22 protein-coding genes, 1 pseudogene, 1 riboswitch and 1 other annotated feature are annotated in these 24,359 nt (G+C 31.8%); of the genes and pseudogenes, 4 read left to right on the top strand and 19 right to left on the bottom strand.

Features of this window, described 5'->3' with window-relative positions:
- A partial coding sequence (locus DN394_RS25015) for a MerR family transcriptional regulator (RefSeq protein WP_149294350.1) occupies positions 1-591 on the bottom strand: 591 nt, incomplete at its 3' end.
- 421 nt (positions 592-1,012) lie between these two features.
- On the opposite strand from DN394_RS25015, the gene DN394_RS25020 reads away from it, so the two are divergent.
- Positions 1,013-1,585, top strand: a complete 573-nt coding sequence (locus tag DN394_RS25020; RefSeq protein ID WP_098953605.1) for a DJ-1/PfpI family protein — start codon at positions 1,013-1,015, stop codon at positions 1,583-1,585.
- A 90-nt stretch (positions 1,586-1,675) separates the two neighbouring features.
- Here DN394_RS25020 and DN394_RS25025 read toward each other — a convergent pair whose 3' ends face one another.
- From DN394_RS25025 to DN394_RS25070, 10 genes are all read right to left on the bottom strand, one after another.
- Entirely contained in the window at positions 1,676-2,503 is an 828-nt protein-coding gene (locus DN394_RS25025) for a DegV family protein (protein ID WP_149294351.1), read from the bottom strand.
- A 200-nt stretch (positions 2,504-2,703) separates the two neighbouring features.
- Positions 2,704-3,210 (bottom strand): DUF3189 family protein, encoded by a 507-nt coding sequence (locus DN394_RS25030; RefSeq protein WP_000576339.1) that lies wholly within the window; start codon positions 3,208-3,210, stop codon positions 2,704-2,706.
- A 257-nt stretch (positions 3,211-3,467) separates the two neighbouring features.
- The gene (locus tag DN394_RS25035; protein WP_170955593.1) at positions 3,468-4,121 is read right to left on the bottom strand and encodes a VanZ family protein; all 654 of its coding nucleotides are present in this window, start codon (positions 4,119-4,121) and stop codon (positions 3,468-3,470) included.
- A gap of 109 nt (positions 4,122-4,230) precedes the next feature.
- A complete protein-coding gene (locus DN394_RS25040) occupies positions 4,231-4,824 on the bottom strand; it encodes a GNAT family N-acetyltransferase (RefSeq protein ID WP_098953607.1) in 594 nt (197 codons plus the stop codon).
- A 4-nt stretch (positions 4,825-4,828) separates the two neighbouring features.
- Positions 4,829-5,851 carry a serine hydrolase domain-containing protein gene (locus DN394_RS25045; RefSeq protein WP_097994379.1) on the bottom strand — a complete coding sequence of 341 codons (1,023 nt, stop codon included), beginning with the start codon at positions 5,849-5,851 and terminating at the stop codon, positions 4,829-4,831.
- 104 nt (positions 5,852-5,955) lie between these two features.
- The gene (locus tag DN394_RS25050; protein ID WP_097994378.1) at positions 5,956-7,194 is read right to left on the bottom strand and encodes an MFS transporter; all 1,239 of its coding nucleotides are present in this window, start codon (positions 7,192-7,194) and stop codon (positions 5,956-5,958) included.
- Between the two features lie 65 nt (positions 7,195-7,259).
- Positions 7,260-7,518: a binding site (T-box leader), on the bottom strand.
- A 177-nt stretch (positions 7,519-7,695) separates the two neighbouring features.
- The gene (locus DN394_RS25055; RefSeq protein ID WP_097917020.1) at positions 7,696-9,834 is read right to left on the bottom strand and encodes a penicillin-binding protein; all 2,139 of its coding nucleotides are present in this window, start codon (positions 9,832-9,834) and stop codon (positions 7,696-7,698) included.
- A 370-nt stretch (positions 9,835-10,204) separates the two neighbouring features.
- Entirely contained in the window at positions 10,205-10,804 is a 600-nt protein-coding gene (locus tag DN394_RS25060) for an undecaprenyl-diphosphatase (protein ID WP_097994376.1), read from the bottom strand.
- Between the two features lie 246 nt (positions 10,805-11,050).
- A complete protein-coding gene (locus DN394_RS25065; RefSeq protein ID WP_097994375.1) occupies positions 11,051-12,040 on the bottom strand; it encodes a zinc-binding dehydrogenase in 990 nt (329 codons plus the stop codon).
- Between the two features lie 170 nt (positions 12,041-12,210).
- Positions 12,211-12,723 carry a GrpB family protein gene (locus DN394_RS25070; RefSeq protein ID WP_097994374.1) on the bottom strand — a complete coding sequence of 171 codons (513 nt, stop codon included), beginning with the start codon at positions 12,721-12,723 and terminating at the stop codon, positions 12,211-12,213.
- A gap of 127 nt (positions 12,724-12,850) precedes the next feature.
- On the opposite strand from DN394_RS25070, the gene DN394_RS25075 reads away from it, so the two are divergent.
- Both DN394_RS25075 and DN394_RS25080 read left to right on the top strand, forming a co-directional pair.
- Positions 12,851-13,732: a protein kinase gene (locus DN394_RS25075; RefSeq protein ID WP_141475111.1), complete on the top strand. Its 882-nt coding sequence runs from the start codon at positions 12,851-12,853 to the stop codon at positions 13,730-13,732.
- An 85-nt stretch (positions 13,733-13,817) separates the two neighbouring features.
- Positions 13,818-15,086 (top strand): sensor histidine kinase, encoded by a 1,269-nt coding sequence (locus tag DN394_RS25080; protein ID WP_097994372.1) that lies wholly within the window; start codon positions 13,818-13,820, stop codon positions 15,084-15,086.
- 92 nt (positions 15,087-15,178) lie between these two features.
- On the opposite strand, the gene DN394_RS25085 is transcribed toward DN394_RS25080, so the two are convergent.
- The 4 genes from DN394_RS25085 to DN394_RS25100 form a co-directional block, all read right to left on the bottom strand.
- Positions 15,179-15,286, bottom strand: coding sequence for a YjcZ family sporulation protein (locus DN394_RS25085; protein ID WP_000120182.1), 108 nt, complete (start codon positions 15,284-15,286; stop codon positions 15,179-15,181).
- Positions 15,287-15,421: 135 nt separating this feature from the next.
- A complete protein-coding gene (locus DN394_RS25090) occupies positions 15,422-16,222 on the bottom strand; it encodes an energy-coupling factor transporter transmembrane component T family protein (protein WP_097994371.1) in 801 nt (266 codons plus the stop codon).
- A complete protein-coding gene (locus tag DN394_RS25095) occupies positions 16,215-17,918 on the bottom strand; it encodes an ABC transporter ATP-binding protein (protein ID WP_097994370.1) in 1,704 nt (567 codons plus the stop codon). The genes DN394_RS25090 and DN394_RS25095 overlap by 8 nt, the downstream gene beginning before the upstream one ends.
- Before the next feature lie 10 nt (positions 17,919-17,928).
- Positions 17,929-18,477, bottom strand: coding sequence for an ECF-type riboflavin transporter substrate-binding protein (locus DN394_RS25100; protein WP_098149970.1), 549 nt, complete (start codon positions 18,475-18,477; stop codon positions 17,929-17,931).
- Positions 18,478-18,615: 138 nt separating this feature from the next.
- A riboswitch (SAM riboswitch) is annotated at positions 18,616-18,730 on the bottom strand.
- A 153-nt stretch (positions 18,731-18,883) separates the two neighbouring features.
- On the opposite strand from DN394_RS25100, the gene DN394_RS25105 reads away from it, so the two are divergent.
- Positions 18,884-19,564: an aspartate/glutamate racemase family protein gene (locus DN394_RS25105; RefSeq protein ID WP_097917044.1), complete on the top strand. Its 681-nt coding sequence runs from the start codon at positions 18,884-18,886 to the stop codon at positions 19,562-19,564.
- Positions 19,565-19,613: 49 nt separating this feature from the next.
- Here the strand turns inward: DN394_RS25105 and DN394_RS25110 are convergent, their stop codons facing one another.
- The 4 genes and pseudogenes from DN394_RS25110 to DN394_RS25125 form a co-directional block, all read right to left on the bottom strand.
- Positions 19,614-20,792 carry a macrolide family glycosyltransferase gene (locus DN394_RS25110; RefSeq protein ID WP_097917045.1) on the bottom strand — a complete coding sequence of 393 codons (1,179 nt, stop codon included), beginning with the start codon at positions 20,790-20,792 and terminating at the stop codon, positions 19,614-19,616.
- A 336-nt stretch (positions 20,793-21,128) separates the two neighbouring features.
- Complete coding sequence (locus tag DN394_RS25115) at positions 21,129-21,998, bottom strand: penicillin-binding transpeptidase domain-containing protein (RefSeq protein WP_350448865.1); 870 nt, start codon at positions 21,996-21,998, stop codon at positions 21,129-21,131.
- A gap of 8 nt (positions 21,999-22,006) precedes the next feature.
- Positions 22,007-23,794 carry a PAS domain-containing sensor histidine kinase gene (locus DN394_RS25120; protein WP_098149969.1) on the bottom strand — a complete coding sequence of 596 codons (1,788 nt, stop codon included), beginning with the start codon at positions 23,792-23,794 and terminating at the stop codon, positions 22,007-22,009.
- Positions 23,795-24,254: 460 nt separating this feature from the next.
- Positions 24,255-24,353 (bottom strand): annotated as a pseudogene (locus tag DN394_RS25125) (Cof-type HAD-IIB family hydrolase); the annotation flags it as partial.
- Between the last annotated feature and the right edge of the window lie 6 nt (positions 24,354-24,359).

The following is a 24,359-nucleotide window of genomic DNA, read 5'->3' on the forward strand; positions in this document are numbered from 1 at the left end:
ATAATCCGAAATAGTATCTTCAAGTGACGTTTGCTCATTTAATTTAAATGATTTACCAGCAGTTATAATTCCTGAAGTAATAATGTATTCTTCACCACAATTACAAAGTAACCTCCCCTCAGTAATTTGATTGTTAGTAATAATTCCATCTTGAAGAATTAGTTTTTTGCTACAATTAGAACATGTAAGCAAATGAAGTACGCTTAAATCTATCCCTATAATTGAATTCGAAGTTTCATTTGTTAATAATAAATCATGTAACACTTCCTTTAATTTATCCCGTCTCTTCTCCAAAAGTTCTATTTCCTGTTCCATCTGGTCATATTTCAATTTAAATAAAGATTGGTAAAAAGTATCTTTTTTGTAATTCATAGATTTCGCTAAATTTTTATAAAAAAATAGTTCTTTAATTTCATTCAAGCTAAAACCTAGCTCTTTGTAATGTAATATAAGTTCTAAATCTGTTTGACAATACTCATCAAAAAAATAATGCGATCCCTTTCTTTCAGGAATAATGAGGCCGAGATCCATATAATGTCTAATTGTATCAATACTTATGTTATTTACTTCTCCAAACTTACCAATTTTCATAACATCCCTACCATTTGTATATATTTTTATATAGATTTCTATTTTTATCTTTAAAAATCCTTTTCTCTCTCTATACAACAGAATTTAAGGTATGTATAGGATATTTCAATGCCACATATTTTGTAAGTGTATAATCTTTTATTTAATAAAATATACATGTAAATTTTGTAGAACGAATCGGTAGAAACTAAGCAGAAGATTTAATTGATTTATATATTTGGGTGAGTTAAAAAATTGCTAACACCTCTTTCAAATGCAGGGAATATACAGGGATTTATAACTTAATATAGAACATAAACAGGAGAAGTTCATCTTGTAAATAAGGGGACATACTTATGGAATTAGAATCAAATGTTAAAGCAATTGTTTTATTAGAAAAGTTAATTGGCACTGGTAACAACAGTAAGGGGTGGATTAGAAAATGAAAATTGCAATAGTCTGTTTTGATAACTTTACTGATATAGATGTTTTTCTACCATGGGATTTATTAAATCGTGTACGTTTAGTTGGCGGTATTTCTGATTGGAACGTTCAACTATTAGGAACGGGAAAAACTCATATATCCATGTCTGGCTTACGTATTCCCATGACAGGAAGTATATCTGATATTCCGTCTGCTGACGCTGTAATATTTGCAAGTGGTAAGGGTGTACAAAATTTATATAAAAATCAAGAGTATCTTAATAGCATTCATGTAGATCCTCAAAGACAATTAATAGGATCTATGTGTTCTGGTTCATTACTACTAGGAGCTAAAAAATTACTAACAGGTAAGAAAGCCACTACATATCCGTCCGTAGTAGAACAGCTTAAAGAATTTGATATAGACGTTATTGAACAAAGTTTCGTAAACGAAGGAAATATCTCGACTGCTGCAGGCTGTTTTGCTGCTCAAGATCTTTCAGCTTGGATTATAAGAACCTTAATCAATGAAGAAATGGTCGATACTGTTCTAGAAACTGTTCAGCCAGTAGGCAAAGGTTTATATTTTTAATTTCAAATCAAGTTGAGGGATTGGTTGCTCCTCAAAACGATAAAATGAGCCTTTTTGCTTGATGGCGACATAATATCCCTCCATTTTCAATTAGTTATTAATAAAAACCCATGAATCACTCATTGGTATTGTACCTTCAACTGCATGTACTGCAAATGAAATTGGTAATGGGTATAATTTGAAATCCATTTCAGGGAATGCTTGTCTAATATCTGAAATCCATTCTTCAGCCCCATCTTTATCGTTAGCATGGAACATATGAAGTACTTTTGGTAATTCTTTTTCGAGTTCATTTTTAATGTATTCTCGACATTTTTGGATTTTGCGAACTTTCTTTTCAAGTAAAAGCTCTCCACCTTTTACTTCTAATATTAAGTTGACACTTAATAAACTTCCAAGTAAAAATTGAACTCCCTTTACACGTCCACTTGCGTAAAGGCCTTTTAAACTTTTCGGGAATACGTGGAAAGGTCTTCTTTTTTCATCTACTAATGTTTTGTGTATATCTTGTAACGTCATACCATCATTGTATAACGATTTCGCTTTTCTAATTAGTTCATCCATTGGATAACTTGTTGTTTCACTATCCAATACCGTTAATGGGAAACCTGCCATGTCTGCAGCTAACTTCATGTTTTGATAAGTTCCACTTACTTTTCCGCTAATAGCAACTGCAAATCCCTCTTCATATTCTTCTTTACATTTCGAAAATAACTCTACCATTTCCCCTATGTTAGGTTGTGATGTAGTGACAGTTTTACCTTCGTTTAACGCATTATAGACGCGCTCACGCACACCATCTTCACAATCTTTGTACGACACACCATCAATAATAACTTCAATTGGGATAACAAAGTTATCTCCTTCTGTTGTAAAACTCGCAGTTGTACTATCAGTAATCCAAGCAACACGCTTCATGTTGTTCCTCCCTTAATTCAATTCCTCTTTTCTAATTTTTCTATATATTTATGTTACGAAAAGAGAATATCCCTGTAATAGTAACAGGACTTTATTGTTTTGGCTATAGTAGATGAATAGTAAATGTGAATATTTTTTGTCATTTTCACGAAAAAAAGAAGAAAATCGAGGTATTTGCCCAATTTTCTTCTTTTCATTCATTATTTAAAAGTTTCATTATCTAAAATTACAACATAATCATTCGTCAATCGGCCAGCTTCCTTCGTATAACTAACAAGTCTTTGTACGTTATCACAGCAAAGTTTTGCTCCCCATACAAGTAGTGGTACACCAATAAAGTCAATATGAAATCTTCTAGAAAACAGACCGCCAAAAGTCATTGGTAAAGGCACTGTTGGTGATGTATTAGAAAAAATAATCTTTTCATGACTTTGATAATGTTTTTGCAAAATCTCTCCTAAATGTTTCATCGCAGGTACAACGACTTTTGATGCGCCGCATCCAATTGTATAAACCGGATTACCATTTTCGTCTATTCCATGAAAAATGATTTTGCCCATATCTTCTGTTTTCAATTTATTAAAGTAATCTACATTCAAAATTTCTTCTTTCGTTAACTTACGATCAGTTGGTAATTTATTTAAATGATAAGCTGCAGCAAGTGAAGTTGAATGTGTTCCGCCAAAATCTGTATAAATGAATATCATATTATCATCCCTTGTTGTAAAAGTTCAATGTTATTTAGTATTACCGTTCACTGCATTGATAAACAAAGGATGAATATATTTACAATTTTTTTGTTAATTCATTATATATTTTTCGATTATACTATCGTCTATTTATTACGGTACATAATATAATAGTCGTAAGCATTTTTAATAAAAATATACAGACGTACTTTTGACTCGTACATCTGTTAGCATCTTTATTCAAAACAAACATATCTATTAACCCGTATGAAGTGTCAATTATCAATAGATTCTACACCTTTAGAATTAGTCTTATTTAATACTTGAATATTAAATTTACTAGCTAGCATTAAAGTGATTTTATAAATAAAATATCCAACAATAGAACCTATAACGTTACAGATTACATCATCAATATCAGTAATGCGTATCCAACTACTAAATAAAGACTCTATTAGTTGTAATAACTCAATACTAATTGATATAGCCAAGCCTAATAAAATAGTGTTTTTAATTTTTTTGAATTTATCCCATATAATTGGTGCTAAAAATCCTAAAGGCATTAATAATAAAATATTTCCACCTACATTTCTTACGATGAGACCAATCATAAATAGAACATCACCATCATAAGCAATTCCTATTTTACCAATATCTTTAATAATTGAAGCAAAGGGGATAATATTGATTGAAAGTCTTATATTCTCGATGCCCGTTGGAAAACCGATTGGTATAGGAAATAAAGTTATTGCAACAACCATACCAATATATATTGCGAATAGGAAACTAATTAATTCTTTCCACCAATTCACACCTTTTTTACTTTTCATTCCAATTGAAATACTTCGTACAATGAAATAACAGATCAGCCCCAATAAGATAAACGCACTACCATTGATCATATACAAACTGTTAATACATCCTTTCATAGTAATATTATACAATACTGTAAATTTAAATATAATGATTTAATATTTATTTGTATAGAGTTATATTTCATTCTAGAAAACCTTTATTTTATAAATAAAGGTTTTCTAGTCAACTAAAATACTTTTCAAAACAAAAACACTCATGAACTCGTTTAAATTGTTTTCTTATCTCTTCTTTATTTTCACCTGTATAATGAGCAAATGTTTGAACTGGATATAACTGATCTATATTACTTTTCATTACACCTTTTATCTCGTCTGTATGGTCGGAATATACATGTAAATATGAATCTACGTTTACAAATCCGTTCTTTTCATACCATCCATGTACCCATAGGTTGTCCCTAGTCCATGCTTCTAATCGATTTAGGTTAAGTTCTTTCGCTAACTTCTCTGCCTTATTTAATAGTTGATTAGCAATCTTCATTCTACGAAAATCCGGATGAACTGCAATATGCCAAATCATGCCGCCAAGACCAGTTCCTCTTGAACAAACTGCACGTTCTTCTAATTCATATTCGATATCTATTAAACCCACAATTTGATTTTCATATACTGCTACTAATTCAATAGCAGGATTTTCATATTTTTCTTTCTCCCTAAATACATTATCGTAATATGCTGTATCTAAAAAAGACAACACACGACAACGTAACCAACCAGTTTCATCCACTTTTCTATACGCTCTAATTTCTATATCCATATAATTAAAAAGCTCCTTCTATTTCTGTCATTAATTTTTCGGGTCCTGCTCCTTTATTTGATGGAATAACTAATGTAATTCCTAAGCCTGGATATACGGCTGAGCGAAAACTGACTCCTGGATCATATCCCATTACATGATATTTGAATATCTTGTTTTCTCTTGTTTCAATCCATATTCCATAGCCGTAAGACTGATTATTATTTACTTGAATATGAGGAGTTAAAAGCATGTTTGTATATTCTCGGCTTATGATTTCATAGTTAAATAACGCTTCCCAGAATTTCAGCATGTCTGGCGCAGTAATAAAAGCACCACCATCAGAACCACCTTTTATTGGTATAGAGTAGGCGTTTGTTCTCCAATTTTGGTTAATTTCGTCTTTTATATATCCTAAAGCTGTGTGTCTTGGTAAACTATCTAAAGAAAAATAGCCAGAATCATTCATACCAATTGGATTGAATATATTTTTTTCTATATATTCCGTAAATTCAAATCCTGTCTGTTCTTCGATTATTAATCCAAGTATGATAAAACCTGCATTGTTGTAATGAAACTTACTTCCAGGTGCAAACATCATATTTCTGTTTTGGAATAATGGTAAGAAGTCTTTTAAATTTTTTAATAGATACATAGGAGTTTGTTCCCAAAGATCTTCGAAGTTATCCATAATACTTTCATCAAAATAATCTGGGATACCCGAACTATGCGTCAAAAGGTGATGTATTGTAATATCTTCATTGAAGTTTGGAAAGTTTATACGTAAACAATCTTTTAACTTTGTTTGAAATGTAATTATCCCCTTCTCAACAAGTTGACAGATACCGATAGCAGTGAATATTTTACAACCGGAGGCAATTCCGAACCTTGTTTGTAGCGTATTATTTATACATTCATTGCGATTTGCGTAACCAAACGCCTCTTCATAGACTAAGCCTTTTTCTTCTTTTACTAAAATTACCCCAGAGAAATCTATATGTTGATGCATTTCTTTTACAATGCTGTCTATTTGATCTTTTGTTTTCATTACAAAAACCACCCTCGTTTATCAATATTGTTCACCCTTCTTATATTTCCATATATAGGAGGGTAAACCCTCCTATTGAATACCGTAAATCAAAACCAAGATTACTATTTTGAATTGATTGACTCAGAGGAATGCACTTTAGACTGTGATGGCAATAAAATAAACACACACAATATGATAGTTATAAGGAACATGATTGATGATCCTATAATAACTACAAGTTGTATAGAAATAAATTGGGTTACAACTCCGAATAGAATCGTAATCGAAATGGTCATGAACGCAATAACAAGCCCATATATACTCCCAATCCGTCCCATGATATGGACAGGGACATTATTTTGATAAAAGGTGTTAAATCCTGTATTTGCATATGCCATAGAGAAAGACAAAATAAGAAATCCGATAGCGGCTATTAAAAATTCATTTGAAAAAGCATAAATTAAATAACCGATTGCAATAAATAATGATCCTATTCCAATTAAAAGTGAAGGTGCTAATTTTTTTGATAAAATTGTATTTGTTATAGCTCCTATAATAAATCCAGCTCCACCGGTACTAACTAAAAAGCCATACTCACTATCTGATAACAGTAAAATTTTTTTAGCAAATGACAATTCAAGTGAATCATTTGCGGCAGCTAAAACCATCATTCCTTGAAATAAGAAGTACACAAAAACGATATACAAAGATTTTTTACTAAAATTTAAAACGATGTTCCAATCTTTTTTTAGTACAGCTAGAGATAACTTGTCATTTGACGTATGAATATCGGATTTTTTATCAAGATTAGGTAACAGCAATGTAATTACTCCTGATATGAGAAATGCTATAGCATTTATATATATAGTAAACTCCGGTGTACTTGCTATTAACAATACTCCGGCTATCGCTGGACCAATTAAAAATGCACCCGATCCTATTAAACTACGTAATGAGTTGAAACGTTGTCTTTGCTCTACTGGTACTAATTTTGTCATATACGTCATAGCAGTTGGCTCATAAATCGCACTGGCCATACTTATAAAGAATACGAATACATAAACAATCCAAAGTGATGGAAGTAGAGGTAAAATAGCGATAAATACCGCACGATATATATCGAGATGAATCATTAACTTCCGTTTATTTAAACGATCAATCATACTTCCTGACCAAGCGTTTGTAAATAAGGCGGCTAATGGTTTAATTACATATAAAGTAGCAACAGCTAAGGCTGATCCCCCCATATTATAGACAAGTACATTTAGTGCTATTAAATAAATCCATGCCCCTAAATTCGCAATACCAACTCCAGACAGTAGTAATAATGGATATTTCCAATCTTTAAGTAAGTTTTTCATTTTAGGCCCCCGCTTTCCAAATTGTTTTGAAACAATAAAAAAATCCCACCCCCAAGACTTTTAGTCTTAGGGACGAGATTTATCATCGCGGTGCCACCCTAGTTTGTTAATATGTCGCCATATTAACCTTATCAGGTACTGCATTCTAATTCATGCTTATACCATAGCTCTATAACGGGAGCTCCCGTCACACTATCCCCTAATAAAAGGTTCCTATGTGCTGCTCAGAGGCTTGATTCAATAAAGAATTTTTACTCCTTTTCAGCTAAATGGAGCTCTCTGTGAAAAATTCATTTTATTTACTCTTCTCTTCATTGCATTTGATTTTTTCCATATTATCACAAGTTTATTTAACTGTAAATATAAAATAATCAGATATTTATCGACGTGTCACTGTTGATTCTTTTATTTATTATTTTTTCAAAAAAAATACGGTGCGTGAAATTACTTAAATCTATAAAAAAAGAGCCTATTGTATATAGACCCTTCACTTTGTCCGAATCAGTTTGTATTCGCCTCTGCTAACGGTTGTAACGGTGGTTCCAATTCTAGGATTAATGCATCGCCTTCTTGTATATCTTGTCCCTTTTCAATACTCTGACTCGTTACATAGCCCGTACCTGTAGTCTTTAAATCTAATTTTAATAATTTTGAGAAATACATAACATCACGCATTGACCAACCTTGTAAATTTGGCATTATTGCGTTCTTCCCTAATAAAAATATACGATCCCCTTCACTCATTACTTCACCAGATTGCGGATATTGTTTTATTATTTTTCCTTCGCCTAAAATTATCGGTTGGAGCTTTTCTTTTTTCACACTATTCTCTACTGTATCCATTGATTGATTGACATAGTTTTGTACTTTTAATTGGGATCGTTCCGTTGCATCTGCCATTTGTTTTTCTGTATATGGTTTCACCTTTAAATATTCAAGGCTATTTTTCACAACTGGTTTAAATATTTCAGCAAGCGGCTGAGCTCCATACTCGTCTCCCTTTAACTTTGGCTGTTTAATAGCTAAGTATACAATTAACTCTGGGTCATCAATCGGAGCCATACCTAAAAATGAAAAAATATAATTTTCTTTCCCTTCCATATATCGTCCATTTTCAGGATTCGGAATTTGCGCTGTTCCGGTCTTACCTCCTATTGGATAACCATCCACTTTATACATTGTACCAGTACCTTTTGAAGACGTAATAACACGCTCCATTAAATTCCTTACCTCGTCCGCTGTCTCTTTTTTTATCGGATTCCCAATTTCTTTCGGTTGATTTTCCATAATAACTTGTTTGTTAGTTGGATTTACAACTTTGTCAACAATATATGGTTGCATCATTTTTCCGTCATTTGCTATAGCAGTAGCTGCTTGGATTAATTGGATGGGAGTTACTGTAGAACCTTGTCCGAAAGAAGTTGTGACTTGTTGAATTTGTGTATTTAATAATAATGTGTTTTTACTTTCACCAGGTAAATCTATTCCGGTTTTTTGGTTGAATCCAAATTTATTCATATATTGCTTAAATTTATCCGGTTTCAATAACTGATCTTCTAAAATAGAAAAAGCTACGTTGGATGATCTTTCAAACCCTTCATCAAATGTAATAGATCCCCATCCAAACCCACCGTTATGATCTTTTATATCAGATGAACCAACTGAATATTTTCCAGATTGGAAATATTCTTTCCCGTTATATACCCCTTCATTTATTGCAGCAGCTAACGTAAATACTTTCATTGTTGAACCTGGTTCAAATGCATTTGCGATTGGGTCATTTAAAAAGTATTCAATATCGCCTTTATTAGGATTAAAACTTGGTTTACTAGACATCGCTAAAACTTTCCCTGTCTTTGGATCCGCTATGATTCCTACTAACATAGAAGGATCATAGTGATCTTGTGCCTTATTCATCGCTTCTTCTAAAAAACTATTAATTTGTTTATCAAGCGTAAGGTACACGTTATTTCCATTTTTAGCGGGTTCTATTTTTCCTATATCATTTGTAAGGGGGATGCCTTTTCGTGCTCCCACATATTCTATTTTCCCATTTGTCGAGCGCAAATATTTATCCAGACTCTTTTCAAGTCCGAATTTCCCTTCTGTATTTCCTTTATCGTCAGGTCTAGCAAAACCAAGAATATAAGATGCAAAATCTTCATTTGGATACACTCTTGCTTTTTCTGGCATAAAAGAGACACCCGGAATTTTCATTTTCCCGATTTGTTCTTTCAATTCTCTAGATAAATTCCGACCAACTTTTCCGATTTCAACTTGCGTACGTCCATCATGAAAATTTTTTAATACATCCTCTTTATCAATTTCAAGCGCATCAGCTAATTGCCTTGCGGTTTCATCTTTATTTTTCACTTTATTTGTTCCTTTTAAATTCACAACAACACGATATGTTGTGGAATCTTGGACTAGCACTTTTCCAGCTTGATCATAAATCGTTCCACGATTTGCTTCCAAAACACCCTTTTTATTATGTTGTTCAGTTGCAAGGTCCTTTACATCTACATTATGGACGACCCCTACTGCTTGAATATAGAAAAAACGCAAAAGCATAATAAGAAACAAAACAATAAAAGCAACCATAAAATACCGCGCGCCTTTATTCGTTTGAAGTTTATGCATATTTATCCCCTTTCTTTCACAATTAACTACTGCAGAGGTGTGCTACAAATTATGTAATTTTTGCTTTCAATACTATATGTTTCGAACTTTTCCTTTTAATTCCTTTAAATCGTTCTGAAAGTAGCTGTTGTTTCTGCTGTTGTTTTGCTTTTATTTTTTTATTTACAGCACGGTGCGTGAAATTTACGAATATTCCGTCACAAGATGGTTAACTTATACAAATTTAATAGGAACTTATGATGCTAATTCCGTTGTTCTTTCGCCACTCTTTTCATACGCATACCCTTATCTTGTGCATAATAAAAAAGTTCCCCTCTGGATTTCCAAAGGAGAACTTTTTAACAAACCTATAAATAGTTATTTATAAAAATTAAGCTATATGATTATATTTCGCTAAAAAAGGAATTCGTTTCGCTACCAATGCGTACATTTTAAATACAAATTTCGCTATCGGTTCAAACATACGTGTACTTTGCACTACTAAACCGCTCGTAATAAATGTTAAGAAAGCTGCACCAAGTATATCTAGAGGATAATGAACTCCTACGTACATACGTGATACACCAACTAATACTGCCCAAATAAGAGCGACATATTTAAGTTTTTCTCCTCTAAGCAAAAATACAAATGCGATGGAAAATACAAGTACAGAGTGATCACTAACAAATGATGAGTCTGCTGCATGTGGTACTAATTGATGTACATCATGTGATACAAATGGACGCGGATGATAATAAACCGCGTGTATAAGAACATTTACTAATAATGCAATAATAACTGAAAGTGTCGTATATAAAACTGTATATTGTTTTATAATTGCATTCTCTTTCTTTCCATTATTAAACCATAAGATAAACATAAATAGAATGGCTACATATGCAGCGCTATTTGTAATAGCAACCATTAGCGTATCTAATAGTTTGGACGATCCAGCAAAACTATTAAACCATTGAAATACTGTGTAATTCATAATACTCTCTCCTTAAATAAAAGCATTCTTGATTTACACAGTATACAACATCAATATGAAAATGGGCTTAAACTTTTCTCATCTAATTCTCATTTTATTATTACTCATTTGACAATATTGAGACTAATTATTACGGCTAATTATGTATAAAGCTGAAAAACCTTTAAAACAATACGAATTACATACTTTTCATATGTAGAATACATAACATTGTTACTTAAATATAGTAGTTGCGAAATCGTATTTTTAATACATACGAAGTGCGATATTACCAAATTGTTCTCCTTGTTCCATACGACTTAATGCCCCAACGGCTTCTTCTAACGAATATACTTTATCAATAATTGGTTTAATCTTATGTTTCTCAATAAACTTAACCATTTCATTAAATTCCTCACGGCTACCCATAGATGTCCCCATAATATCGATTTGGTTATAAAATAATGCACGTAATGGCAATTCAATTTTATCTCCTGAGCTTGCACCAAAATTAACAATTCTCCCATTTGGTTTTAATACATCAAAATATTGTAAGAATGTTGCTGGACCTATACTATCGATTATTAAATCTACTTTCTCTCCGCGTAAACTCTCTTCCCAATTTCCAGAACTATTAAAAGAAAAGTCTGCGCCATATGTTTCGGCAAACTGTCTTTTGTTCTCTACCCTTGATGTAACACTTACTTTTGCGCCAATTGCTTTCGCAAATAACATGGCAAATGTCGCTACACCGCCGCCTATTCCCGGAATTAAAACATGTTCTCCACACTTCAATTTACCCTTTGTAAAAAGCGCTCTATATGCTGTTAATGCCGATAAAGATAAAACTCCAGCCTCATCCCAAGTAAGATATGACGGTTTTGCCACTACATTTTCAGCTGGCACAATAACATATTCAGCAAACGTTCCATCTTTCGGTCCACCTAACACCTCTGGTAAATCTGGTACTTCGGCAATATTTTCCCATCCAATGCTAGGATTGATAATAACCTCGCTATTTAATAAATTATTTGAAACACCTTCTCCGATTTCTGTAACAATTCCTGAACCATCTGACCCTATTACTAACGGCAACTCCATTTCTTTTCTATTGTATATAATAAATAAATCCCTATGATTTAATCCTGCAGCTTTTAACTTTACTTTTACTTCACCGGCATTAAGATTTGTTTCAGGTAAAAATTTATATTCTAATCCTTCTACCCCTTTTTTATATTGATGTACAATAGCTTTCATTGTTTAATTCCCCCTTAATATTTTCAATGTACTAGAAATATCGAAATAAATAAAATAATCCGTCTCCAATAATTAGAAATAATGTATATCGTTATGACAAAAGAAAAAATCCCTCCCTATAAATAACGTAGGAAAGGTTTTTAAAATTTTTTAGATAAGAATCTGTAATTTTAGTTTTTTTGAGTTTTGGCCAGTTCTAAAATTCTTTGAATAAACGGTGCTTTTTCCTTTGTATATGAAACACGATCAAAAGGATATGTAGTTGCAAGTTTCTCTTTTAATTCTCTATATTCTTTACGTGCCCATTCATTTTTTATTAGAAAGTCTCGAAATAAAAGATTGTTTTTCCATTCGTCACTATTATAAATATAAACATGCAAATGATGGGTACCAGCTCTCCATTTTCCCTTTCTAAAAAAACGTCGATTAGGTGTTTCTTTTGGAACATACTCATATCCAATATTTAATAAATCTTCAATCCACTTTTCAGTAATTTGTAAATCCGTTACGCCAATCATCATATCAATTAGAGGTTTCGCTCCTAATCCTTGTACAGATGTGCTCCCTATGTGTTCAATAGCGATACATTCTCCTCCAAATAATGAAATAAATTTCTCTTTTTCTATTCCATACTCTTCATACCAATCTTTTTGATATGGTTTAATAACGATTTGTTGTTCCATATTGTTCACCCTCTTATAAGTGTTTATTATTATATTTATAAAATTTCATGTGATTAACATAGGATTTTTACAAAATATGTCGAATACTGAAATATACAACTTTATTATAATAAATGCGAGGTATAATATGAAAGATATTCCAGTTGAAATTCAATTGAATCAAGTTACATTCCAGTTAAAAGAACATCATAATTTTGATTGGCTTATGAAATTAGGAACCGTATTTGCCGTTTTTGACCAGCAAGATTCAGGCAATCTATCTTTTGGTGTAGAAAAAGATGGGCGTAAGAAATTTATTAAATATGCAGGGGCACAAACACTTGCATATGAAGGAACTGTGAAAGACGCTATTGAAAGGTTAAAAAAATCAGTTTTCCTATATGAGGAATTAAAGCATGACTCGCTTATAAAACTAATTGAACACTTTCCAGTTCACTCTGGATATGTATTAATTTTCGATTGGTTTGATGGCGAATGTCTTCATTCACATTGGAGTTTCCCGCCTCCTGAGAAATATAAAAATCCAAACTCTCCTTATTATAAATATAAGCATTTATCTGTTTTGGAGCGAATTCAATCCTTAAATGCTATGTTTTCTTTCCATACATATGTCGAAAAGGAGAACTATGTAGCAATAGATTTTTATGACGGTAGTATTTTATATAATTTCCATACAAATGAGACGAAGATTTGTGATATTGATTTATATTCTAAAAAACCATACATGAATAAAATGGGAAGATTATGGGGTTCCTCGCGTTTTATGTCTCCTGAAGAATTTGAGCTAAACGCTATGATTGATGCAAGAACAAATGTATTTAATATGGGGGCGATGGCTTTCGAAATTTTAGGAGGTGGAAAAGATCGTTCCTTTACAAAATGGGAAGCAAGTAAGGATTTATATGAAATAGCGTATCGTGCTGTAAATGAAAGCCGAGCTGAACGATATGAATCAGTTAAAGTATTTTATGAAGAGTGGATAAACGTGGCAAATGCTGAAAAGATATAACCTATATTATTAAAAACATAAAGTTTCTACTATAATCATGTATAATACATATAAAATGGAAATTCAAAATAACGAGGAAAATATTATGAACTTTGTTTATATTAATCAAAACGTATTAAATAATCTTCTTTACATTTTAAGTAGTATATTTATTTTTTATTTTATATATGATAGCGGACGCTATTTAAAGAAATATAAAAAACTACTTATTATCCTTTGTACGAGTATCCCTCTTATTTTATGTATGCGCTATCCAATCTATATGGATGAAAATTGTATTCATGATTTAAGACAAATACCAGTTATAATAGGCACACTTTATGGTGGCTTCCCTGTTGGTATCATTTTGTTTGCTATTTTATTAATTACAAGATTTTCATTTTATGGATTTAGTATGTTAACAATACTAGTTTATGGCACAATGTTTATCGTTACAGCACTCGCATCCGCAAAATTTAATAAGTATAATAGAAAAATTAAAGTAGCTTATGGAATGTTTTTAACATTTTTTCTAGCAATATTTACAACTGTAATTGTATTAACTTTATCAGATTTTGAAGTGAATAATTTGTACATTATTTATTTTATAATATTACCAACCATTTTGATGTTGTTTGTCATTTATTTTAATGAAGTTTTAAAAGATGCAGTATGTATGCGATCGAAGATGATTAAAATGGAAAAAATGGAGATTGTTAGCCAACTTGCTGCTAGTATATCGCACGAAGTAAGAAATCCCTTAACTGTCGTAAAAGGATTTACTCAACTTTTAAAAACACCTAATTTAACTCCAGAATCAAGAGACGAGTATATTGAACATATACTTGAAGAGTTACATCGTGCACAAGGAATTATTGATGATTATTTAACGTTTGCCAAACCTGCTTCAGAAAAATTAGATCATATTTCAGTAGAACAAGAATTGAACCGAGTTATTAATATGATCTTACCATTATGCAATATGAATACAATACATATTACAAAAGATTTTTCCACGGCAACAATTGTAGGCAATAAACAGCACTTTCAACAATGTTTTTTAAACTTAATAAAAAATGGGATTGAAGCAATGCCTAATGGTGGTACTTTACATATCTCCTCATCTATTAGTAATAATAAAGTTATTATTCGGATTGAGGATAGCGGAATTGGTATGTCACAAGAGCAAGTAAATCGATTTGGTGAACCATATTTTAGTACAAAAACAAAAGGTACAGGTTTAGGTACAATGGTTGCTGTTAAGATCATTGAAACGATGCAAGGTAGTTTGAAAATCCGAAGCGTTATTAATAAAGGTACAACTTTGACAATTACATTGCCGAAATGTAATATGAACTCATCTGAAAACAAATAAAAAAGGAGCATAATTGCTCCTTTTTTATTTGTTTCGATACATAAGTATCTTCTATGTTTTTTAAGTTTACATTTGTGGAAACTAATTAGAAATTAGTACCCTCCGCCCCAGCAGCTGCATCCAACGATAATTAATAAAATAAATAACACAACTAATAACGCGAAACCTCCACCAAAACCACAAGAACCACCGTAACTCATATTTTCTCCTCCTTTTGGTTTGAAAACTAATAGGTAGTTGATCATTTTAACTGGTTCGTATTATACATTATGTAAATATCCCTTTTTTGAGCATGTCCACATAAAAATAAGTAAAAGCACTCATTTGAGAGTGCTTTAAAATGGATACCAAAAGTTTTGAAATACATGTAACTTTAAATACACTGCAACAATTAAAATAAAAACACCTACAAATAAAGCAATGAAATCCCCGCTTTTCGCTTTATTTGTATAAAACCAAGTTCGTGTATTCTTCTTTCCAAATCCTCTTAAATCCATTGCATTTGAAACTGTATCGATTCTATCTAGTGAATGAATAATTAAAGGCCAAAAAATTATGACACGGTTTTTCATACGAATCCATAAACTTGCTTCTCCTTTTTCAAAAGCTACTCCTCTCGCCTCTTGCGCATGTTTAATAACTTTATATTCGGACTGAATATCAGGTATATAACGTAATGCAATATTTATTGCATATGTAATCTTATAATGAATTCGAAATTTACTTAAGCTACTCACAAATTTGCTTGGATCAGTCGTATATATAAAAATAAGTGTAAATGGTAATAACGTAAAATATTTTAATGAAAGTGTAGCTGCATAAAATAATGTTTCATATGTAATTGTTGCATATCCGATATGTAAAAACGAAGTATATGTTTCGGTTAATTCAGATCCATGAGTTGGTGTAATAAATAAAATCATGACAGAATTTAATAAACTAAATGTAAATATAACAGTAAAAACAAGGCAAATTTTACGAAATGGGATTTTAGCAATAAGTAGTCCGATACATCCAATCATAAATACAAATAGCAATATACGAAAATCAAAAAACAAAAAAGTAAGTGTCATACAAAAAATAAATAACAACAATTTCACTGCTTCATCCATGCGATGAAAATATGTACTATACACCTTCCTCCCTCCTAATATCCTCAAAATAATGTTCCATAAACCTTTCAGGATATGAAATTCCACTAAATTTAACTAGTTCGAATAAAGAACTTTCCCTTAGGTTCGCCCTTTGTAACGTTTCTGTATCCCCTAATACAACGCACGCGGAATTATTCGCAATAATTTCCCCTTCATCTAGAACAATCGCTCTGTCTGCATATTCTAAAGCGAGATTCATATCATGTGTGATAAAAATAAAAGATATTCCCTGTACAGCTAGTTTTCTAATAAACGACATAAACTGTTTATAATGATAATAATCTTGTCCCGCTGTCGGTTCATCTAATATGATAAGTTTCGGATTTGCTATTAGTACAGATGCAATCGTTACTCTCTTCTTTTGTCCATAACTTAATGCCTGAATTGGCCAATTTCGAAATGGATACAAACCACAAAGTTTTAATGTTTCTTCCGCTCTAAGCTTAATTTCTTCCTTTGAAACCTTTTTTAATTTTAATGAAAATGAAACCTCTTCTATAACAGTAGGTTGTGTAATCATATGATTTGGATTTTGCATCACATAACATATAACCTCACCACGTTTACGAATAGACCAAGAATTGATATTTACTTCATCAAATACAATCCTATCATTTTTTGTTTTGTTTATGCCTATAAGACTATGAGCTAATGTTGATTTACCGGCTCCATTATGGCCCAAAAGTGCTACAATTTCACCTTCATATATGGAGAAATTTACATTGTCCAATACTTTTTGTTTATTAGGATAGGAGAATGACAAATTCTCTACTTTCAATAATTCTTTTTTTGTAGGAGTACCTTTACAAGAAACTTGCTTCTCCATCCACTCATTTATTACGCTACGAACACTTTCCCTTTGAAGATTTTCAAGTGGGTAGTATATTACGTCATTATTACCATCAAACTGCAATTTCTTTAATACTTCTACGTACATAGGCTCTCTTAAGCCGATAGATGGTAATATATTTGACGCTAAAATCTCTTCTGGTGTCCCTATCGCAACAATTTCCCCTTCATTCATTAAAATGATTTTATCTAAATCCAGGTTTAACATTTCTTCTATTCGATGTTCAATAATTACAATTGTTTTATTATATTGTTTATGTATGCCTTTAATAAGTTCTATCGTATGTAAACTACTTGTTGAATCTAAATTTGCTAACGGTTCATCGAACAATAATATATCAGCATTTGTTGTTAACAAACCTGCTAAAGAAACAGTTTGTTTTTGCCCTCCTGATAATTCATGTGGACTTTGTTTATGAAAAGCATGCATCTTTACCTTTTTTAATGAGTCCGAAACAATCTTTTTCATATCATCTTGATTTACACATTCATTTTCTAAATAAAAAGCTACGTCCTCTTCTACTGTAAGACCAATAAATTGAGCATCTTGATCTTGCAAAATTGTTCCTACCTGTTTACTCAGTTCAAAAACACTCTCTTTCCTCGGGTCTTTTCCGGCAATTAAAATATTACCAGTACTAATCCCTTCATAAGAAAAGGGGATTAGCCCATTTATACAATGAGCTAACGTTGACTTCCCTGAACCACTTCGTCCAGCAATTAGTACTTTTTCTCCAGGGTATATATGAAATGTAATGTCTTTTACAGTAGGCTGCGCAGCATGTTCATATTGAAAGCTGAATTGTTCAAAAGAAATGATTGGTTGCATGTTAACATCCCTACTTTTCAATTTTTAAATGTGTATGTTTCTTATTAGATTTAGCTAGACCTATTGTAATTGGCAATCCAAGAACTAAAAATACAATAACATCAGCAATTGTTGCTCCTAATACTTGTATAACAATTTTGTCAAATGGTTCTCCCATCACAATAACATCGAATGCCCCAGCAAATATAATAGCAATGGCAATACCAATTAACCCAGTAATGGCTAAATAAGAAATATCCCGCTTATTATACGTCCCGTTTTTCACACTAAAGCTAACTCTTTTTTGAATGAGTCCCATTGCAAAGCCGATAATGCCTGAACTAATAACCCAACCCCACCAAATACCCCATCCAGCGATTGTATCTGTTACGGTATGACCGATAAGTCCTATTAAAAGTCCTGCCACTGGACCAAACAACGCTCCAAAAACAGTTAAAATAGCTAATGCAGGTTTAATAAATGTATTTGGTGCAATAGAAAATCCCCAAAGTCCTAATATCCCGTATAATGCTGCTCCAATTCCGATTGCTACTACTAACTTTGTTGATAATTTGTTCATTACAATTCCCCTCCCATATTAGTCAACTTTTATTACTCTATATTTATTTTGAAAATGAATTATGCATCGACACTCCCTTTCTATACAACAAAAAATGACCCCTTACATAAGAGGTCATTTTCTTCACGTTCAAGAATCCTCTTATCTTCCAAAAACACATCGTGTCCTCTGCGGAATTAGCACCTTCCTATAAATTTATATAGGGGTTGCTGAGGTTTCATAGGGCCGTTCCCTCCACCTCTCTGGATAAGTATTAATTTGTAATTCGTATTATGGCACTAATAAGTATAAATTTCAACACTTTTCTAATTATTTTTATTTTTCGTTTAACGGTACATTTAAATCATTGTATTCTTATAGGAATTATGAAATAATGAATTCAAAATAGTTACGGGAGGAATGTACGATGAAAGTAATCGGTTTAATTGGTGGACTAAGTTGGGAATCTACATCGTTATACTATAAACATATTAATACACTTACACTCTCTCAATACGATCAAAATGCAAAGCTTGTTTTATATAGCATGGACTTTGGAGAAGTAACTACTTTATTACAAAATCATCAATATGAAGAAGTGAAAAACGAATTAGTCACAGTTGCAAAAAAGGTTGAAAAATCCGGAGCTGATTGTTTATTAATGTGTTCCAATACGGTCCATTTATTTGCTGAAGAAGTAGCAAATGCAATATCTATTCCACTTCTTCACATTGGTGATATAAGTGCTAAAGAAATGGTAGAACAGAATATAAAGCGTATCGGACTATTGGGTACGAAACAAACGATGGAACAAGACTTCTATAAATCACGTCTAGCAAATTTTAATATTGAGACAATCATCCCAAATGAAGAGGAAAGAAATTTTATTCATCATGTTATTTTAAATGAATTAAGTAAAGGAATTATTTCAGAAGCATCAAAAGAAAAACTTTTACAAATTACAAACTCATTAATTCAAAACGGCGCAGAAGGTATATTGCTAGGCTGCACTGAAATACCATTGCTCATTTCCCAAAACGACCTTACTGTACCTGTTTTTGATACCGCTTTTTTACATGCAAATACTGCTGTGCAGTTTGCAGTATAATAATATAAAAGCATAAAGGTAGTACCTCTATGCTTTTATATTGTCTAAACTATTTATTTAAAAGAGATGTAATCACTGCAATTGCTTCTTTTGAACCACCACATTCTAAAAAACTATCATTCAGTTTTCGTATACCATGCTTATACTTTTTATTTGAAAGAACATCTGTTACCGCTTCTTTTAACGTTTGCACATTAACATTCTCTTTCAATAACCGATGTGCTGCTTCAAGTTCAGTTAATCTTTGCGCTATCATTGGTTGGTCTTTATCATGTGGAATGATGACAAATGGGACATTAAAATAAATAGCATCGTGTACGCTGTTCATGCCGCCATGTGTAATGAAAACATCTGCTTCACTTAATATTTCTGATTGGGGTACGTATGAAGCAATTATAAAATTGTCTGGCGCTTTCTTAATTTTAGAACGATCATTTCTATCACCAATTGCCATTACAACCATTCCATCAAAATCCGAGAAAGTATCAATGCACGTATTAAAGAATGGTTCAAGCCCTTCAAGCAGTGTCCCCATTGAAATATATATAACTTCTTTACCTTTAAGCAATTCAAGTGGAAACTGTACATTTGTTTTACGCTTTGAAATACTCGGTCCAATAAAAATGTTATTTTCTCCGAACGCATCGCTATTAGGTTGAAAATAACGACTTGTGTAAACGAGAGAAATATCCCCCTTATTATGCATAAATTGAAGATTATTTTTGGGCTTTACTCCAAATTCGTGCTCCATTTGATATAATAATTTTTCAGAAATTTCATCAGGCTGGAATTGTATTTCTGCATTTGGATGAAAAGGTAACGTCTCCAAAAATTCTGGAGGAATTAAAAATATAGGAGAAGAAAGTACTCCTGGAATTTGTAAATACTCCTTTACTAACTCTCCAGCGCCAAATATATCATAAATTACGAAATCAAAATGTATGTTTTCACATAATTGTTTCGTAATTTCTAATATATATAAAGAAGTTTGAACATGTACACGAAAGAAAGAATTCAGCCCATCTGGAGTTTCAGAATCAATAGAAATCTCCTTTAATAAATCTGGATGTGTATATACAGTAGCTCCCAAATCTTCAATTCTGCCTTTAAATTGTTCTGTCGTAATATAATGTACGTGATCACCTCGTTCAGTATAGGCTTTGACTAAACTTAATGTAGGATTTACATGTCCCTCTGCTGGAAAATTAACCACTAAAATATTTAGCACTTATTTCTCACTCCTTACATTTCAATTCGCTTATTAAGCATACTGTAATTATTACCGTCAATCTTCACCTAATAGTCCTAATATGCTTGCTACTTTAGGTTGATAAATAATTGTTAGTGATTAAATTAAAAAAGGCATCTACATAAGTAGATGCCAAACCGTGATAAGGAGTGTTCTGTGAGGTTAGAATAAGCTTTTCAGCTTGTCCTATGCTATCAATATATGATTTATTTTATAAAATGTGAATAATTGATAGAATGATTTTACCTCTCTATCACCCATTTTGAACCTATTTCTAAATAAGTCGACTCTAGTTTCTATAACATTTCATATGTTTTAACCTTCTTGAGAGCCATCTATTTTTGTAGTTTCTCCAGTCAATCGCTTATTTTTTAATTCAAAATAAGCATCTAAAACTTCTTTTCCAATATCAGAGTTAATACCAGATTTATCATTAATAACCCACGGCACAACTACAGAGAATGCTACTTCAGGATTATCATACGGCGCATATCCTGCTAACGTTAAATTATAACATTCTCTTCGCTCACCTTTTTCATTTCTTCCAATATCACTTTCTCCACCGTATACTGTCTGTGCTGTCCCTGTTTTACCTGCTGGCTTATAAGATGCTTTTTGGAACGCCCTTACTCCTGTTCCATCACCTGCTTGGAATACCTTTCTAAATCCTTCTTTTACTTGATTTATATATTCCTCTTTCATATCTATCTTATTTAAAACGATTGGTTCTACTGCATGCACCACTTTACCAATCTCATCTTTTTGCGAAGTTTGCTCTCTTACCTCTTGAACAATTTGTGGCTTCATTCGATATCCACCGTTTGCGATTGTTGAAATATACTGTACAAGCTGAAGTGGCGTATAGGTGTCATACTGGCCAATTGAGTAGTCTAGTAAGAAACCAGGTTGATTATCTTTTTTACCAATTTGTCCAGCTGTTTCATTCGGTAAATCAATACCCGTTGGAACACCTAATCCAAATTGCCTGAAATAATACCTCATTTTATCAAAGTACTCCTGTTTAATATTTAATGAACTATTTTTCACATAATCTACACCTGCAATTTTTAATGCTGTATGAAACATATAAACGTTTGAAGAGACTTGTAACGAAAAGGTTAAGTTTACTAAATTAAATATAAAAATCCCCAATAACCAAAAGTTAAGCTTTCGGTTATTGGGGATTTAGTAATTTAAGAGTTAATAATTGGACGTATTGATTCGAATCTATCATCATAATTTGATAGAGATTTTTCGCTCTGAGCTTTCGGCAAGTAAATCGTTACTGTTGTCCCGACTCCAACTTCACTCATAATACTTATATTCCCTTGATGACTTTCAATGATTTTATAACTTAACATTAATCCGATACCGGTACCTTTTTCTTTCGTACTATAAAAAGGCTCACCTAATCTCTTAATTCTATCTTCAGGTATCCCTATTCCTTCATCAATTACATGAATAATGACACCTTCATCGCTTATCTCTTTAATATGAATTGTAATTTTCCCGCCATCTGGCATAGCTTCGATTGAATTTTGCAAAATATTAATAAACACTTGTTTCAATTGATTTTCTGAGCATTCAATGCTTATGTCTTTGGTGTCTGCATATAGTTCCACTTGAATATTCGTCATAATTGCTTTTGTATTCATTAACGATACGACATTATTATAAATTTGATAAATATTTTTTTGTTCTGTATTTATCTCATCTGTTTTAGCAATTGATAAAAACTCTTGAAGAATCGCTTCTATTCTTTCAATTTCAGAAAGCATTAAATCAAAATATTTTTCTTGATCTTCTTTATTAATTTGAAATAACTGTATAAACCCTTTAATGACAGTTAATGGGTTCCTCACTTCATGAGCCACACCAGCTGCTAATTGACCAATTGCTGCAAGTGTATCTGATTTATTTAGCAATTCTTCTGTCTTTTTCCGTTCTGTAATATCGCGTACAATGATCATAATTTTATCATGTAATAATGGTAAGCATCTAGCTTCAAAGAAATCGACACTCCCATTAATTGTAAGTGGATATTCAACAATTACATTCGTCCCTTTTTCCTTCACTTGATGAATTGCTTCCTGAAATTGCTGTGCTACTGGAGATGGTAATACTTCGAAAAACTTTTTTCCCATAAAAGCTTGTGCCGGTACGTAAAATTTCGAAGGGGATCCTGCTTTATAATCTATAATTGTGCCATCATCTTCTGTTAAGAAACATAAATCTGGTAAAGCCTTAAAAATTAATTCCAATTCAGACGTTTGTTGTTTTAACTGGTCTTCTATCGCTTTTAAATGTGTAATATCTACTCCGACAGCCCAGTAGCTATATCCTGTTACAGGAAACTGTTCTGATATATTGGACCACATGATTGTTTTGATTTCACCATTTTTACATGTTAAGTGCATTTCCCAATCCCTGAAATTTTTTCCACAAGTTAAAAATTTCGTTTGTATTTGGTGACGATAATTATGATCTGGGTACAATAATTGTAGGGCATTTGGATTCCCTATTATTTCTTCAGCTGTATAACCTGTTACAATTTCACACTCCCGATTCCACAAAACAAAATCTCCATTATAATCAAGCGCATCAACCATAACAGGCATATTTTGTAAAATCGTATGCAGTTCCTCCTCTTTTCGAGAAAGCAACGTTGTATTTTTACTTTGAAATACCTTTGTTGCTCCATCTATAATTAGATTTGAAAGCATTTCAAAGTATTTTTGACAATTGAAAATGTCACTTTTGTTTGACCATACTACAAAAGATCCTAAATGTTGATTGTATAAAAAAATGGGGATTTCAATTTTGGGAAGTTTACATATTTTCATCTCATTTATTCCAAAAGAAAATATACATTCTTTTTCAGCATCAAGAAGTTGATGTGATATGTTGGTTAATTTATAAAACTGTTCTGCCATGGTTTCTATTGTACTCACATCAATAAGTTCCATTAGCCGCGCATTCATTCCTTTTTCACCTCAATATGTAAAATTAATACAAATTCAAAATTTATACTTCTCCATTATACGTAGAATGTGCTTTTAGGTATATAGCTGCAGAATAATTATTCGAATAAATTTTATTTTTCAATTAAAATAGAGAAGAATTTGCGTATAAAATGAATCCTTAATCAGTACGTATTTTGTTCATCACATATTAATTCTGAATGTACGACCAACCTAAAACGGGTACTCATGCAGAAACCGGATTTTAATATCAGAGTCATACACATCGATTTTAGTAGTATAAAAATACAAAAAATATAAAGTTCATAAAATTTTCACAATTAATATGAAAAATATAAACATTTATTCCAATATATTCTATATAATAAAAAGTAATAAGGCTTCTATGAAACTAATAGAATACCTTACCCCTAATAAAAAGAAAAAAAGAAACCAGTTGGACTCTTTTTTTCTTTTTATATTAAATTACATATTTATATAAAGCATGTGCAACACTGTGTTCTTCATTTGATAAAGTTTCGTATTTACTCATTGCTTTTATTTCTTCGACTGCGTTCCCCTATGC

Source organism: Bacillus sp. BB081 (assembly GCF_008368895.1).
GTDB classification, from domain to species: Bacteria; Bacillota; Bacilli; order Bacillales; family Bacillaceae_G; genus Bacillus_A; species Bacillus_A wiedmannii.